We start from the raw sequence: 14,808 nt of genomic DNA on the forward strand, positions 1-14,808 counted from the left end.
ACAATATGACTCTGCGTAAATTCGCAGGGCTAGGAGCCCTGTTGTCCATCGTAATGCCCAGCCTTGCTTTGGCGGCAGACGAAGTGGCGGCCCCAGTCCTCAACTCCGGCGATACCGCCTGGATGTTGACCTCGACAGCCCTCGTGCTGTTCATGACCATTCCCGGCCTCGCGCTGTTCTACGGCGGCATGGTTCGGTCGAAAAACATTCTTTCCGTGATGATGCAGTGCTTCGCCATTACCGGTCTGATCAGCATCCTGTGGGTCATTTATGGCTACAGCATTGCGTTCGACACCACCGGCATGGAGCAGGGCGTCGTCAACTTCAACTCGTTCTTCGGCGGCATGGGCAAGGCTTTCCTCGCCGGTGTCACGCCAGCCAGCATTACTGGCCCGGCGGCGCTGTTCCCTGAAGCGGTGTTCATCACCTTCCAGATGACCTTCGCCATCATCACCCCGGCGCTGATCGTCGGTGCCTTCGCCGAGCGGATGAAGTTCTCCGCGATGCTGATCTTCATGGGCATCTGGTTCACCCTGGTTTATGCGCCGATCGCGCACATGGTCTGGTCCGGCAACGGCGGCCTGATGTGGGACTGGGGCGTGCTGGACTTCGCCGGTGGCACCGTAGTGCACATCAACGCCGGTGTGGCCGGTCTGATTGCCTGCCTGGTACTGGGCAAGCGCAAAGGCTTCCCGACCACCCCGATGGCGCCGCACAACCTCGGTTACACCTTGATGGGCGCGGCCATGCTGTGGATCGGCTGGTTCGGTTTCAACGCCGGTTCCGCCGCAGCCGCCAACGGCACCGCCGGCATGGCGATGCTGGTGACCCAGATCGCAACCGCCGCTGCTGCACTGGGCTGGATGTTCGCCGAGTGGATCACCCACGGTAAGCCAAGCGCACTGGGCATTGCTTCGGGTGTGGTTGCCGGTCTGGTCGCCATCACTCCGGCCGCCGGCACCGTTGGCCCGATGGGCGCACTGGTGATCGGCCTGGCCGCTGGCGTGGTGTGCTTCTTCTGCGCCACGACCCTGAAACGCAAACTTGGTTATGACGACTCCCTGGATGCCTTCGGCGTGCACGGTATCGGCGGTATCCTCGGCGCTATCCTGACCGGTGTATTCGCTGCACCGTCGCTGGGTGGCTTCGGCACCGTGACCGACATCGCCGCACAAGTGTGGATTCAGTGCAAAGGCGTGGGCTTCACGGTGATCTACACCGCGATCGTCACTTACATCATCCTCAAGGTCCTGGACGCTGTCATGGGCCTGCGGATCACCGAAGAAGAAGAGGCTGTCGGCATCGACCTGGCGCTTCACAACGAACGCGGCTACAACTTGTAAGCACGCGCACGAAAAAACTTGCCCGGCTTGCCGGGCATTTTTTTGTCCGCGATTTATCATTGAAAGGTTGGCTGAAAGGTTTTTTCTTACAGGTTTATGACCGTTTACGACGGGCGTTTTTGTGCCGCCGATGGCTTACAAAACAGAAGGAGTATTAGGGCCTTTGTTTTTTCCCAGAGCGCGCTAGAATGCGCCCCGAACGTGCGGAGAACTGTATGTGGCAACAGACTCTGATAACCCTGCGGGCGAGGCCCCGGGGCTTTCATCTGGTAACGGACGAGTTACTCGCCGGCCTGCCTGAACTCAAGGCGTGTCGGGTTGGTCTGTTGCATTTGTGGCTGCAGCATACCTCGGCGTCGTTGACCATCAACGAGAACGCCGATCCGGCGGTACGTCGCGACTTCGAACGATTTTTCAATCGTCTGATCCCACAAGGAACAGACGGCTATGAGCATAACGACGAAGGCCTGGACGACCTCCCGGCGCACTTCAAGGCCAGCGTACTTGGCTGTCAGCTCAGTTTGCCGATCTCGGCAGGCCGACTGGCGTTAGGGACCTGGCAAGGCATTTATCTGGGCGAGCACCGTGATCATGGCGGTGCCCGTAAAGTCCTCGCCACCGTGCACGGTGATGGGGCATAGCCGCTGGTCAGCAGCAGCTATTGATTTTTTTCCGGCAGCCTTCGACAGAAGGCAAAGCTGGGCTATAACTAATCTGCTTTTCGCAAGTCATGAGGTAGAACATGAGCGACGATGATCTGGAAAACGACGACCTCGAAGTAGGCGACGAAGACGAGGCCGAAGAAGGCCTGGAAGCAGCGGCGGAAGACGTCGCTGAAGACGACGGCGGTGATGCGCCCGTTCCGACCGCCAAAGGCAAGGCCAAGGCAGCGGTATCGGTCGATGAGCTGCCGAGTGTCGAAGCCAAGAACAAGGAACGCGATGCTCTCGCGCGGGCCATGGAAGAGTTTTTGGCCAAAGGCGGCAAGGTGCAGGAAGTGGAGGCCAATGTGGTCGCCGATCCTCCCAAGAAGCCTGACAACAAGTACGGCAGCCGGCCTATCTGAGCCTGCTTCGCGCTTGCTGAAAAAGCCCGCCGTCGCTGCGGGCTTTTTCATGTCGGAAACAAAAGCAAAAGATCGCAGCCTTCGGCAGCTCCTACAAGGTTATGTGTACACCTGTAGGAGCTGCCGAAGGCTGCGATCTTTTCAGGACACCATCAATATTTGGGTGCGTTCCACTGCGCCAACAACGCCGGCAACTCGGTCAAACTGCGGATTTCCGCATCCGGCAAGCGCTCAGCCTCCCAGACCTTGCCCGCCGGATTGAACCAGATCGCGCGCAATCCAGCCTGCTGCGCCCCGGCAATATCGTCGCCGGGATGATCGCCGATATGCACAGCTGTCTCCGGCGTCGCGCCACCACGTTGCAGCGCCTCATGAAACAATCGCGCATCAGGTTTGGCGATGCCGATGTCTTCGGCGCACAACGCAAACTTGAAGTAGTCCGCCAGCCCGAGGCGCCGCACATCAGCATTGCCGTTGGTGACCACACCGAGGGCGTAGTGGTTGGCCAGCACTTCCAGGGTCGGTTGCACCTCGGGGAAGATTTCCAGTTGGTGCCGGGCATGCAGGAACACTTCGAAACTCTGGTCGGCCAGGTCTGACGCTTGCGCGTGGGCGTAACCGGCTTCTTCCAGGGCCTGGAACAGCACGCGCCGGCGCAGGGCACTGATGCGGTGCTTGAGGTTCGGCTCGATGCTCAGGATGCGTTCGCGGATGGCCCACAAATGTTCTACCGGCACCGCTCCCAGGTTGGGCGCATGCTCGGTCAGCCATGCACGCAAAACGGCCTCGGCGCTGACGATCACCGGGGCGGTGTCCCACAGGGTGTCGTCGAGGTCAAAGGTGATCAACTGAATACTCATGAATCATCGCCCTTAATGCGTTTGGCCCGTGGATGGGCGCTGTCGTAGACCGAGGCCAGGTGCTGGAAGTCCAGATGGGTGTAGATCTGCGTGGTCTTGATGTCCGAGTGGCCGAGCAGTTCCTGTACGGCGCGCAGATCCTGCGAGGATTCCAGCAAATGACTGGCGAACGAATGCCGCAACATGTGCGGGTGCAGGTTCTGCCCCAGTTCACGTTCGCCGGCAGCCTTGACCCGCACCTGTATCGCCCGAGGGCCGAGACGTCGGCCTTGCTGGCTGATAAATACCGCGTCGTCTGCCGGATTGGCCATGGCCCGCAGCGGCAGCCATTGTTCCAATGCCTCGCGAGCCTTCTTGCCGACCGGCAGCAGCCGGGTCTTGCTGCCTTTACCGAGCACCTGGACCATGCCGTCCGCCAGGTCCAGTTGATCGAGATTGAGCCCGGTCAGCTCTGACAGGCGCAACCCGGAGGAATAGAACAGTTCGAGAATCGCCTGATCCCGGCGTGCCAGGAAATCATCCTCCACCCCGCCTTCAAGCAGTTGCAGCGCGCGGTCGGTGTCGAGGGTCTTCGGCAGGCGGCGTTCACCTTTGGGTGGCGCCAGGCCGTTGGCCGGGTCGTGATCGCAAAGGCCTTCGCGGTTCAGGTAATGATAGAGCCCGCGCACCGCCGACAGCAGTCGCGCCAGGCTGCGCGAGGATTGGCCTTGGGCATGCAGGCGGGCGATCAGGCTGCGCAGGCGCTGGATGTCCAGTGCGGTCCAGCTGCCGATGTTCTGTTTGACGCACCAGCCCAGCACTTTGTCGAGGTCGCGGCGATAGGCCGACAGCGTGTGGGGCGACACCTGGCGCTCACTGCGCAGGTGTTCGCAATAAGCGTCCAGTTGCCGTTCCATGATCAGCGTACCGAGCGCAGGGAGCTGTTGACCCGAGGCAGCACGCGGCCCATGACTTCGGCGATGTAGCTCAGGAACAGCGTGCCCACCGAGCTTTTGTAATGCTGCGGGTCACGGCTGGCGATGGCCAGGATGCCGTGAATGCCCTGATGACTGATGGCGACCACGGCGGTGGAGCCGATCTGCTTGCGCTGCTCTTCGCCGAACAGGAAGTCCAGCTCATGCTCGCGCAGGCTGCCACTGACGCTTTTGTCCTCCTGCAAGAGGCCGCCAATCGCCACTTGTGCTTCGGCGTGAGTGACCCAGCGGCCAACAGGCGTCGGATTATCACCCAGCAGGATGAGGCTGACGAAGGGCACCTGGAAGTCCTGGCGCAGGCTGTCTTCGACGCAGATCACCACGTCTTCCAGGCTGGTGGCATCCATCAGCGCGAGAATCAGGCGGCGGGTCTTGTCGAAGAGGCGATCGTTGTCGCGGGCAACATCCATCAAGTGCGAAAGGCGATGACGCAACTCGATGTTGCGGTCGCGCAGGATGGTCATCTGCCGTTCGACCAGGGACACGGTGTCGCCGCGCCGGTGAGGAATGCGCAAGGCCGGCAGCAGTTCTTCGTGCTCGACGAAAAAGTCCGGATGAGCCTCCAGGTATGCGGCAATTGCCGCTGCCTCGAGGCTTTCGGACGCTGATTCGTCGGCTTGTCGTGCGGGTACCTGAGGCTTATCGGTCATGGCTTTGGCTCACTCAAAGACGCACTTGTCCTTCGTATACGCGCACTGCCGGGCCGGTCATCATCACCGGTTGGCCAGGACCCGCCCATTCAATGGACAGGCGCCCGCCAGGCAGGTCGATCAATAGCGGCGAATCCATCCACCCCTGGCTGATCGCGGCCACTGCGGCGGCACAGGCGCCGGTTCCGCACGCCTGGGTTTCCCCGGCCCCGCGTTCCCAGACGCGCAACTGCGCGCGGTTGCGGTCGATGACCTGGATAAACCCGACATTGACCCGCGCTGGAAAACGCGGGTGATGTTCGATTTTCGGCCCCAGTTCATGCACCGGTGCGCTGTTGATATCGCTCACTCGCAGCACGGCATGGGGGTTGCCCATGGATACGGCGGCCAGCTCGACCGGCGTGCCATCGACGTCGACCTGATAACTCAGGGCCTGCTCCGGTGCCTGGAACGGAATATCCGCCGGCACCAGGCGCGGGGCGCCCATGTTGACGCCGATTTGCCCATCGTTGCGAACATCCAGCTCGATGATGCCGCTTTTGGTTTCGACGCGGATCAGGCGCTTGGCGGTCAGGCGCTTGTCGAGCACGAAGCGCGCGAAGCAGCGTGCACCGTTGCCGCACTGTTCAACTTCGGAGCCGTCGGAGTTGAAGATCCGATAGCGGAAATCCACATCCGGGTTGCTCGGCGCTTCGACGATCAGCAACTGGTCGAAACCGATTCCCGTATGCCGATCACCCCACAGCTTGGCGTGCTTGGGCAGAATATGCGCGTGCTGGCTGACCAGGTCGAGGACCATGAAGTCATTGCCCAGGCCGTGCATCTTGGTAAAACGCAGCAGCATGGGTTTACTCCGGCAGCAGGCTTTCGCCAGCAAACAACTCGGCTACCGTCTCACGGCGTCGCACTTCAAATGCCTGATCACCGTCCACCAACACTTCGGCGGCACGGCCGCGGGTGTTGTAGTTGGAACTCATGACAAACCCGTAGGCGCCAGCCGAATGCACGGCCAGCAGGTCGCCTTCTTCCAGTGCCAGCTGACGATCCTTGGCCAGGAAGTCGCCGGTCTCGCAGATCGGGCCGACGATGTCGTAGGCGCGGGCAGCGGTGGTGCGCGGGCGCACGGCGGTGACGTCCATCCAGGCTTGATACAGCGCCGGGCGGATCAGGTCGTTCATGGCCGCGTCGACAATGGCGAAATCTTTGTGTTCGGTGTGCTTGAGGTATTCGACCTGAGTCAGCAGCACGCCGGCGTTGGCCACGATGAAGCGGCCCGGCTCGAACACCAGTGCCAGGTCGCGACCGTCGAGACGCTCGCGCACGGCTTTGATGTAGTCAGCGGCCAATGGCGGCTCTTCATCCCGATAACGCACGCCCAGACCGCCGCCGAGATCGATGTGGCGCAGGTAGATGCCGCAATCGCCGAGGCGGTCGACCAAGCCCAGCAGGCGATCGAGAGCGTCGATGAAGGGTGGCAGGGTGGTCAGTTGCGAACCGATGTGGCAATCGACGCCGACCACTTCCAGGTTCGGCAGCTGCGCGGCGCGTACGTACACGTCTTCGGCGTCGGCAATGGCGATGCCGAACTTGTTCTCTTTGAGACCGGTGGAAATGTATGGATGGGTGCCGGCATCAACGTCCGGGTTCACGCGCAGCGAAATCGGCGCACGAACGCCCAGCTCGGCGGCCACCACTTGCAGGCGTTCGAGTTCGTCGGTGGATTCAACGTTGAAGCAGTGCACGCCGACTTCCAGGGCGCGACGCATGTCGTCACGGGTCTTGCCGACGCCGGAGAACACGATCTTGTCGGCACTGCCGCCAGCGGCCAGTACGCGTTCCAGCTCGCCACGGGAAACGATGTCAAAACCGGCGCCGAGGCGCGCCAGGACATTCAATACACCCAGGTTGGAGTTGGCCTTGACCGCAAAGCACACCAGGTGCGGCATGCCGGCCAGCGCGTCGGCGTAAGCCAGGTACTGGGCTTCGATGTGCGCGCGCGAGTAAACGTAGGTCGGTGTACCAAAGCGATCGGCGATAGCAGACAGGGCAACACCTTCCGCGAACAGTTCACCGTCACGGTAGTTAAAAGCGTCCATGGCGATCCCTTATTGGAAGACGTCGTGCTTGTGTGCTTTTGACGGCTGCTTTTGTGACGACTGGGCCTGCTCTGCAGGGTCCTGGTCGTCATCGGGCAGGTACAGCGGGCCTTTTTGGCCGCAGGCCGACACGAGACAGGCAACCGCGAGGAGCGCAGCAAGGGAAGAGATCAGGCGCTTCATGGCGAAATCCTTGAAAATGCATTAATTGCGCCGGAGTATACCGGCCACCCGGCAGCTTGCCTATGCGATGGGGCTCCCGTCCGGCGGGCCTGGGCCGCAAGCACATCGAACCCTGTGGGAGCGGGCTTGCCCGCGATAGCGGCGGTTCAGTCGACATTGATGTTGGATTTGCCGGCCCCATCGCGGGCAAGCCCGCTCCCACAGGGTGAAGTGTTAGGGCCCCTTGGTCGTTATCCTTTGCAATCACCGGTGCTCGGTCGTATCTTGCGGCGCTTGAGCCTGATCAGACACTTTTTGAGGTTGCCGTAATGAGTTTGTCCGAAGCGCGTTTCCACGATCTGGTCGATGCCACCCAGCAAACGCTGGAGGACATCTTTGACGACAGCGACCTGGATATCGATCTGGAGAGCTCGGCCGGTGTGCTCACCGTCAAGTTCGAGAACGGCAGCCAGTTGATCTTCAGCCGCCAGGAACCTTTGCGCCAGTTGTGGCTGGCAGCGGTATCCGGCGGTTTCCACTTCGATTACGACGAAGAAAGCGAGCGCTGGATGTGCGACAAGAGCGAAGAGCAACTGGGCGAAATGCTTGAGCGCATCGTCAAGCAGCAGGCCGGTGCCGATTTCGATTTCGAAGGCCTGTAACGTCGTGACCCAGCCCGCTCCCGTCCGTCCGCCCAAGCCGCTCTACAGCAATGTCAGCCCGGCGGTGCCGTCACCGTGCAGCGGTGTCTGTCGGCTGGATGAGCAGAAAGTCTGCCTCGGATGTTTCCGCCATGTCGAAGACATCCGCGAATGGCGCTCGGCGGATGACGAGCGTCGGCGGGTGATTTGCGCGCAAGCTTCGAATCGCAAGGCAGCCGCCCCCCTGTAGGAGCTGTCGGAGGCTGCGATCTTCTGATCTTCAGGTGGCGCGGTTCGCAAAGATCAAAAGATCGCAGCCTCCGGCAGCTCCTACGCCGCCGGGTGGCGGCTTGTATATTTTTTGAGCTGTGATAGTGTCCGGATACGCCTCAACCCATCGAGGCTTGTGAAAACCCCGCCTTTTTCTGGCGGGGTTTTGCTTTTTTCGTGCAGAAGAAAGGAGTCTGCCCTGATCATGACCGCACCTTCCATCACCCTTACCCGTCTGGACGTTCAACGTCTGGAGCGTCTGATCGACAGCCTGGATGACACGCTGCCGGGCGTTATCGCGCTGCAAACCGAACTGGATCGCGCCGATACACTGGTCGGTCACGATGAAGTGCCCGCCGATGTCGTGACCATGAATTCCCGCGTTCACTGCCGTGAAGAGAGCAGTGGCAAGGACTACCACCTGACGCTGGTGTACCCCAAGGATGCCAATGCCGACGAAGGCAAAATCTCGATTCTGGCACCGGTCGGCAGCGCGTTGCTGGGCTTGAAAGTCGGTCAACACATCGACTGGCCGGCACCGGGTGGCAAGACCTTGAAGCTGACCCTGCTGGAAGTCGAATCACAGCCAGCCCAAGGCGGCCACTTCCCGGAATGACTCCCCGTCAGACCTGCTCGAGCGCCTCGTTCAATGCGCGCTCCAGGTCGGCCTTGTAACGCAGATACAGATTGCTTGAACCCTGACCATCACCGAGCAGGCCCGACAGGTCCAGATCGGTGATGTAGCAGCGGTAGCGTTCGGTCTCGCGGCGTTGCCCGACGATTTCCCGGGCGACCACACTGAACAGCTGGTCGCCATGCTCCAGCTCTGAAAACTCCCGCTGATTGCAATACAACGTGACCTGCACCCTGCCTGGTGCGGCTTTGCCGACGATCGCCTGTACGTCGTAGAACGGTTTGTTGACCGGGGTTTGCGGCGCCGGACGAGCTTCGACGCGACGCGCGCGGCCAGTGCCTGAGGGCAGCAGCTGGTAATACAGTGTTTCCAGGCTCGGAGGTTGTACGGCGTCCATGGGCTGCAAGGCGTCGCGTCGGTACTGAATCGATTGCAGGAACCGTTGCAACGGCACCAGCAGGCTTTGCTCGTCATGCCACGGTAAACGCTGGTGCCACAAGGCATTGAATTCATCGAGTACATACAGGTCGGCCTGATCTTCGTTGATCCGGTAGAACACCTGAATGCACTCGGGCTGGCCCATGGGCAGGAGCAGCGCCAGGTCGTGATCTTCCAATGCCATCGGGTCCAGGTGCAGCGGGCTGTAACGGGGCAATTCTTCACCCAGGTAATCGAACAGCGCGGGCAGCGTGGCGGCGGCGACGTGTTCGACCTTGCCGGGCACCAATTCCAGCACGTGGTAATGCTGCTGGACCTGAATCACGTAGCGATGATTGAGTTTGCTCAGCAGCAGGTTTTGCGCCGTGTCGAGGATGTCTTCGACGCGCTGGGCAATGAACTGCGCACGGTTGTGGCAGAAACAACGCACGCGCAACCGGGGTTGTCGCGGGCCGTCCGGCAAGTTGTTGAGGTAGTCGCGCATGCAGTCGAGCAGGGCGTGGGGGCCGTCGTAACGGTTGACCAGCACTTCGTTCCAGCTGTTGAGCGTGACCTGATCCAGGGTCAGTACCAGGTTTTCCCGAACGCCGGCGTAGCTCAGGGAGTCGGTACGCTCGGTGGTCATCAGGATATTCAAGTCGCGGTGGTGCTTGAGCGGATCGACGCCGACGTTCACCAGGATCAGCACTTCGCTGGGCACGCTGGCGCGCAGCAACGGTTCTTCGGCGACGGTCGGCAAAGGCAAGGGGATGCTCTGTTGCAGGCTGCCGAGCAGGTTGAACAACTCGAATTCGCTCAAGTCGCTGCTGCCCGGGTGCAAGGCCAGGCGGGTGCTGCTGTCGATCACGCCGTTGCGGTGGCACCAGGTGAGCAGTTCGAGCAACTGCCGGCTGCGCTTGATCGGCGCGAAATGTTCCCACTCAAGCGCCGTCAGGCTGCCGTTGTAAAGGCCCCATTGGCTTTGTCCCGGTTCTTTTTTGTCGGCCGAATGGACCAGCGTCAGGGTGTCTTCGGCCAGGTCCGGGGCGATGCCGGGGTTGATGAACTCGACCTTGTCCGCCTTGCGTTCGAAGGCCGCATACAGGCGTCGGCCGAGCACGCTGAGGTCGCGCTTGTTGATCAGGCTGACGGTTTGTTCATTACGGGCAAACTGGGTCAGGAAGCGATAGCTGTAATTCAGTTCGTTGACCAAGGCTCGACGTTCGGAGCTGACCTGGCGGACTTTCCATTGGCTGCGACTATCGAGCAGGGCCAACTGGCGATGGTCCCATTGCCATTCGTGGGCCAGGCGTTCGAGCAGCGCGCGTTGCCAGCCCTGGGTGCGACCGCTGTTGCCGGTGAGCTTGCGATTGACCTTCAGGTACAGCGCACGCCGCACCAGCTCCAACCGTTCAGGTTCGTTGCGGCCAATCAGGTATTCCTCGATGCGCCGGTACACCACGACGTACGGGTCCAGTTCATCGAGGTCGAGCCGGTTGGCAAACACCGCCTGCTTGAAGCGCAGGCTCAGGCACTGGACCTTGGGGTGTTCGCTGGCGTAAACCTCGGTCAGCAGCAGCTTGAGCACCGACTTGTAGGGCGACTCGATGCCCTTGAACAACTGCCAGAGCCCGGCACCAATGAACTCGCCGGGCGGGATAAAGGCCAGATGCCCAAGGTCCAGCGTTTCGTCGGCGCGAATGAAACGCTTGGATAGCAGCGTATGGGTATAGCGGTCGTAGCTTGCCTCTTCATAGACCGGCACCAGCCACCAGATGGGTGTGCGCCCGGCCAGCCAGATGGCGGTGCGATAGAACTCGTCCAGCAACAGATAATGCTGGGTGGTGCCGCAGTCTTCCGAGCTCAACTGGTTATCGCGCTCGCCCCGCACGAAACGCACCGGATCGATCAGGAAAAAGTGTGCCTCGGCGCCTTGGCTGGCGGCCCATGCTTCAAGCAACTGACATTTCTTGCGCAGCTCGGCCAGCTCGGTTTCGCTCAGGTCCGACCCGTGACAAACCCACACGTCCATATCGCTCTGGTCAGCCTGGGCCAGGGTGCCGAGGCTGCCCATCAGGAACAAACCGTGAATCGGTCGTGGCGGATTGCTGCCGTGACGTGGCTTGTAGGAAAACGAACGAGTCAGGCGTTGGGCTTCGGCGAGGACGTTGGCGTCCGGCTCGTAATTCGACAACCCGGCGGGCGTGCTGCCTGAGACGTAGCCCGGCAACAGCGGATGGTTGACGTGGAAAAACAGCGGCAGGAGGCTCAACACCCCCTGTTGACGGGTCGACAAGCCTTCCATGGCACGCGCCATGCGGCCCTCGTTGAGCTTCAGGAAACGCGCGCGCAGCTGACTGAGAACCTTGCGGTCGATTCCTTCGTCCAGATCGGGGCGGATTTCATGGGTGCGGGTCATGTCAGCTCAAACCGGCTCGCAGGGCTCGGATGTGGGGCTCTCGGAATGAGTGGCAGTTTAGCGCCTCGACCCCGGGACATTTAAGCTGATTTTGTTTTTTTGGCGTCAGATTTCTACCGTACGACAACAGTAGATAACCGAGTCTGCCCGCGGAAATCCCGTGGCAGGGGTTCCCGTGGGCGATGCGGGGGAATTCAGGCTGTTACTTCGGCATTAAGAATGGTCAGCACGGTTTGCACATTTTGCGCGGCGTCACGACCCAGGCTGGTCAGGTAACCGCCATCAGGCTGGTCTGTGAGTTCTTTTTCAAAGAGGCGTTTGGCAGCGGCAATGTGTTTCGGGGCAGCGGTCTGATGAATTTTCAAACCTTCCTGGGAACTGTCCAGGTTGAAGAGTGCGAGGACTTCCAGTTCGGCAACCAACTCAGGGGTAAGCGACATAAGGACTCCAGACTTTCTAGGAATTGGACGACAGCGCCCCTAAGGTGATCCCACTCGTGCGGCATGTCCAGTGCTCGCGACAGGGTTTTTTCGATTGGGGCGGCATTCCCCCGGTAGCGGGGCGGTCTGAAGTGTAGTCGTTACTTGTAGGAGCAAGGCTTGCCCGCGATGAACGATTACGCGGTTCATCTGATAGACCGCGGTGCAGCAATCGCGGGCAAGCCTTGCTCCTACAGTATGGGTGCTCGATTTACTTCTTTTCCGGCGGCAATTCTGGCAACGCCCGCAACGCAGCTTCGTACCATTCGGTGTTGAACGCGCGGTCTTCTTCGAGGATTGCGTCGATTTCTACCGCCAGGACGTGGGCCATCAGATTGAGAATTTCATCGCGCTCGTAACCCACCAGCGTCAGCTTGTTGAAGGTGGCTTTGGCGGCTGGCGGATTGTCGCTTTCGATCTGGTTCTCGATGGCTTCGATCAGCGTGTTCTCGGCGAACTCTTCTTCGTCGGCGTCGATATCGTTTGGCTCGCTCATGGCAGGCTCCTCAAGGAAAGGCGGCCAGTTTACCCGCATTCAGCCGCGTGATGCTGCTGGCAAGAAACACGGGAGCGTTCTATAAACAGGCACTGCCCACCCCGCACGGCCTGGAGGCTTTGTGATGCTTAAGCTTTACGGATTTTCTGTCAGCAACTACTACAACATGGTGAAACTGGCGCTGCTCGAAAAGGGACTGCCGTTCGAAGAGGTGCCGTTCTACGGCGGCCAAACGCCGGAAGCGCTGGCCATCAGCCCGCGCGGCAAGGTGCCGGTGCTGGGCGTTGAGCAGGGTTTCATCAATGAAACCAGTGTGATTCTCGAATACATCGAGCAAAGCCAGAAAGGTACGCCGCTGCTGCCGGTTGATCCTTTGGCGCGGGCACATGTGCTGGCGCTGGCCAAGGAGATCGAGTTGTACATCGAGTTGCCGGGCCGGGCGTGCTACCCGGAAGCGTTTTTCGGCATGACGCTGCCAGACGCGATCAAGGAAAAGACCAAAACCGAATTGCTGCTGGGCATTGCATCACTGGCCAGGCACGGCAAATTCAGCCCTTACGTGGCGGGCGACAGCCTGAGCGTGGCGGATTTGTATTTCCTGTACAGCGTGCCGCTGGCCTGTGGCGTGGCGAAAAAGCTGTTCGGCATTGACTTGTTGGCTGAGATGCCAGCGGCGAAGGCACTGCTGGAACGACTGGAGCAGAATCCGAATGTGCAACGGATCGCGAACGACAAGGAAGCGGCGATGCCGGCGTTTATGGCGATGGTCGCGTCCAAGAAGTAGATTTGTAGCGTTCTTGTGAATGTCATCGCGGGCAAGCCATGCTCCTACAGGTTTTGTGTCGTTCATGTGCTTGTGGCAGGACACAAATCTGTAGGAGCAAGGCTTGCCCGCGATGCTTTTAGCGGCTGGCGAGCAACGCCTGACCGCGCACCACGGCTGCCTTCACCTGCGCTGGCGCAGTGCCGCCGATGTGGTTCCGGGCATTGACCGAACCTTCCAGGGTCAGCACGGCGAACACGTCCTGGTCGATCTGTTCGCTGAACTTGCGCAGTTCTTCCAGGCTCATTTCCGCCAGGTCCTTGCCGCTCTCCACGCCGTATTTCACGGCATGACCAACGATTTCGTGGCAGTCACGGAACGGCAGGCCGCGGCGCACCAGGTAGTCGGCCAGGTCGGTGGCGGTGGAGAAACCGCGCAGGGCTGCTTCGCGCATCATCGCGTGCTTGGGCTTGATTGCCGGGATCATGTCGGCGAAGGCGCGCAGCGAGTCGCGCAGGGTATCGGCGGCGTCGAACAGCGGCTCCTTGTCTTCCTGGTTGTCCTTGTTGTAGGCCAGAGGCTGCCCTTTCATCAGGGTCAGCAGGCCCATCAGTGCACCGAATACCCGGCCGGTCTTGCCACGCACCAGCTCCGGCACGTCCGGGTTTTTCTTTTGCGGCATGATCGAGCTGCCGGTGCAGAAGCGGTCTGGCAGATCGATGAACTGGAACTGCGCGCTGGTCCACAGCACCAGCTCTTCGGAGAAACGCGACAGGTGCATCATCGCGATGCTGGCAGCCGAGCAGAATTCGATAGCGAAGTCACGATCGGACACGTTGTCCAGCGAGTTGCCGCCGACGGCGTCGAAGCCCAGCAGTTGTGCGGTGTATTCGCGATCGATCGGGTAGGTCGTGCCCGCCAGCGCAGCGCTGCCCAAAGGCATGCGGTTGGTGCGCTTGCGGCAGTCGACCAGACGCTCGTAGTCACGGCTGAGCATTTCGAACCAGGCCAGCATGTGGTGCCCGAAGGTCACTGGCTGCGCGGTTTGCAGGTGGGTGAACCCCGGCATGATGCTGCCGGCTTCGCGCTCGGCCTGTTCCAGCAAGCCTTTTTGCAGGCGGGTGATTTCGCCCAGGATCAGGTCAATCTCGTCACGCAGCCACAGGCGGATATCGGTGGCGACCTGGTCGTTACGGCTACGTCCGGTGTGCAACTTTTTGCCGGTCACGCCGATACGGTCGGTCAGGCGTGCCTCGATGTTCATGTGCACGTCTTCGAGGTCGATGCGCCAGTCGAACTGGCCGGCCTCGATTTCACCCTGGATGGTCTTCAGGCCATCAGCGATGCTGTCGCGCTCGGCATCGGTCAGCACACCGACCTTGGCCAGCATGGTGGCGTGGGCGATCGAGCCCATGATGTCGTGGCGATACAGGCGCTGGTCGAAAGTGACGGAGGCGGTGAAGCGGGCGACGAAGGCGTCGACGGGTTCACTGAAGCGGCCGCCCCAGGACTGATTGGTCTTGTCAGTGCTCATGAAT

The 14,808-nt window shown here is 60.8% G+C and carries 17 protein-coding genes; 7 read left to right on the forward strand and 10 right to left on the reverse strand.

Annotated elements, in window-relative coordinates; translation table 11 throughout:
* Nucleotides 1–5: 5 nt before the first annotated feature.
* From ACM110_RS22615 to sutA, 3 genes are all read left to right on the forward strand, one after another.
* Nucleotides 6–1,343 carry an ammonium transporter gene (locus ACM110_RS22615; RefSeq protein ID WP_338583844.1) on the forward strand — a complete coding sequence of 446 codons (1,338 nt, stop codon included), beginning with the start codon at nucleotides 6–8 and terminating at the stop codon, nucleotides 1,341–1,343.
* A gap of 215 nt (nucleotides 1,344–1,558) precedes the next feature.
* On the forward strand, nucleotides 1,559–1,984 hold the full coding sequence (locus ACM110_RS22620; protein WP_416129517.1) for a secondary thiamine-phosphate synthase enzyme YjbQ: 426 nt from the start codon (nucleotides 1,559–1,561) through the stop codon (nucleotides 1,982–1,984).
* A 101-nt stretch (nucleotides 1,985–2,085) separates the two neighbouring features.
* Nucleotides 2,086–2,409: a transcriptional regulator SutA gene (sutA, locus tag ACM110_RS22625; protein ID WP_416129518.1), complete on the forward strand. Its 324-nt coding sequence runs from the start codon at nucleotides 2,086–2,088 to the stop codon at nucleotides 2,407–2,409.
* Between the two features lie 152 nt (nucleotides 2,410–2,561).
* On the opposite strand, the gene ACM110_RS22630 is transcribed toward sutA, so the two are convergent.
* Genes ACM110_RS22630 through lptM form a run of 6 tightly spaced genes read right to left on the reverse strand, consistent with a single transcriptional unit; the run spans nucleotide 2,562 to nucleotide 7,172 of the window.
* Complete coding sequence (locus ACM110_RS22630; protein WP_416129519.1) at nucleotides 2,562–3,269, reverse strand: HAD family hydrolase; 708 nt, start codon at nucleotides 3,267–3,269, stop codon at nucleotides 2,562–2,564.
* Nucleotides 3,266–4,165, reverse strand: coding sequence for a tyrosine recombinase XerC (xerC, locus tag ACM110_RS22635; RefSeq protein WP_416129520.1), 900 nt, complete (start codon nucleotides 4,163–4,165; stop codon nucleotides 3,266–3,268). Before xerC ends, ACM110_RS22630 begins: the two co-directional genes overlap by 4 nt.
* A 2-nt stretch (nucleotides 4,166–4,167) precedes the next feature.
* A complete protein-coding gene (locus ACM110_RS22640) occupies nucleotides 4,168–4,893 on the reverse strand; it encodes a DUF484 family protein (protein WP_416129521.1) in 726 nt (241 codons plus the stop codon).
* 13 nt (nucleotides 4,894–4,906) lie between these two features.
* Nucleotides 4,907–5,737, reverse strand: a complete 831-nt coding sequence (gene dapF, locus ACM110_RS22645; RefSeq protein ID WP_338583835.1) for a diaminopimelate epimerase — start codon at nucleotides 5,735–5,737, stop codon at nucleotides 4,907–4,909.
* A 4-nt stretch (nucleotides 5,738–5,741) separates the two neighbouring features.
* The gene (gene lysA, locus ACM110_RS22650; protein WP_338583834.1) at nucleotides 5,742–6,989 is read right to left on the reverse strand and encodes a diaminopimelate decarboxylase; all 1,248 of its coding nucleotides are present in this window, start codon (nucleotides 6,987–6,989) and stop codon (nucleotides 5,742–5,744) included.
* Between the two features lie 9 nt (nucleotides 6,990–6,998).
* Nucleotides 6,999–7,172 carry an LPS translocon maturation chaperone LptM gene (lptM, locus tag ACM110_RS22655; protein ID WP_338583833.1) on the reverse strand — a complete coding sequence of 58 codons (174 nt, stop codon included), beginning with the start codon at nucleotides 7,170–7,172 and terminating at the stop codon, nucleotides 6,999–7,001.
* A 308-nt stretch (nucleotides 7,173–7,480) separates the two neighbouring features.
* On the opposite strand from lptM, the gene cyaY reads away from it, so the two are divergent.
* From cyaY to rnk, 3 genes are all read left to right on the forward strand, one after another.
* Nucleotides 7,481–7,813, forward strand: a complete 333-nt coding sequence (gene cyaY, locus ACM110_RS22660) for an iron donor protein CyaY (RefSeq protein ID WP_338583832.1) — start codon at nucleotides 7,481–7,483, stop codon at nucleotides 7,811–7,813.
* Nucleotides 7,814–7,817: 4 nt separating this feature from the next.
* Complete coding sequence (locus ACM110_RS22665; protein ID WP_416129522.1) at nucleotides 7,818–8,042, forward strand: DUF1289 domain-containing protein; 225 nt, start codon at nucleotides 7,818–7,820, stop codon at nucleotides 8,040–8,042.
* Nucleotides 8,043–8,267: 225 nt separating this feature from the next.
* Complete coding sequence (gene rnk / locus ACM110_RS22670; protein WP_075946457.1) at nucleotides 8,268–8,678, forward strand: nucleoside diphosphate kinase regulator; 411 nt, start codon at nucleotides 8,268–8,270, stop codon at nucleotides 8,676–8,678.
* Nucleotides 8,679–8,685: 7 nt separating this feature from the next.
* Here rnk and ACM110_RS22675 read toward each other — a convergent pair whose 3' ends face one another.
* The 3 genes from ACM110_RS22675 to ACM110_RS22685 form a co-directional block, all read right to left on the reverse strand.
* Nucleotides 8,686–11,532, reverse strand: coding sequence for a class I adenylate cyclase (locus ACM110_RS22675; protein WP_416129523.1), 2,847 nt, complete (start codon nucleotides 11,530–11,532; stop codon nucleotides 8,686–8,688).
* Between the two features lie 194 nt (nucleotides 11,533–11,726).
* Nucleotides 11,727–11,972: a TIGR02647 family protein gene (locus ACM110_RS22680; protein WP_057712785.1), complete on the reverse strand. Its 246-nt coding sequence runs from the start codon at nucleotides 11,970–11,972 to the stop codon at nucleotides 11,727–11,729.
* Between the two features lie 250 nt (nucleotides 11,973–12,222).
* Nucleotides 12,223–12,507, reverse strand: coding sequence for a hypothetical protein (locus ACM110_RS22685; protein WP_338583829.1), 285 nt, complete (start codon nucleotides 12,505–12,507; stop codon nucleotides 12,223–12,225).
* A gap of 124 nt (nucleotides 12,508–12,631) precedes the next feature.
* On the opposite strand from ACM110_RS22685, the gene ACM110_RS22690 reads away from it, so the two are divergent.
* Entirely contained in the window at nucleotides 12,632–13,291 is a 660-nt protein-coding gene (locus tag ACM110_RS22690) for a glutathione S-transferase (RefSeq protein ID WP_416129524.1), read from the forward strand.
* A gap of 118 nt (nucleotides 13,292–13,409) precedes the next feature.
* Here ACM110_RS22690 and argH read toward each other — a convergent pair whose 3' ends face one another.
* Complete coding sequence (gene argH, locus ACM110_RS22695; protein WP_416129525.1) at nucleotides 13,410–14,804, reverse strand: argininosuccinate lyase; 1,395 nt, start codon at nucleotides 14,802–14,804, stop codon at nucleotides 13,410–13,412.
* Nucleotides 14,805–14,808: the final 4 nt, after the last annotated feature.

It is taken from the genome of Pseudomonas sp. NFX98 (assembly GCF_047784845.1).
GTDB lineage: Bacteria > Pseudomonadota > Gammaproteobacteria > Pseudomonadales > Pseudomonadaceae > Aquipseudomonas.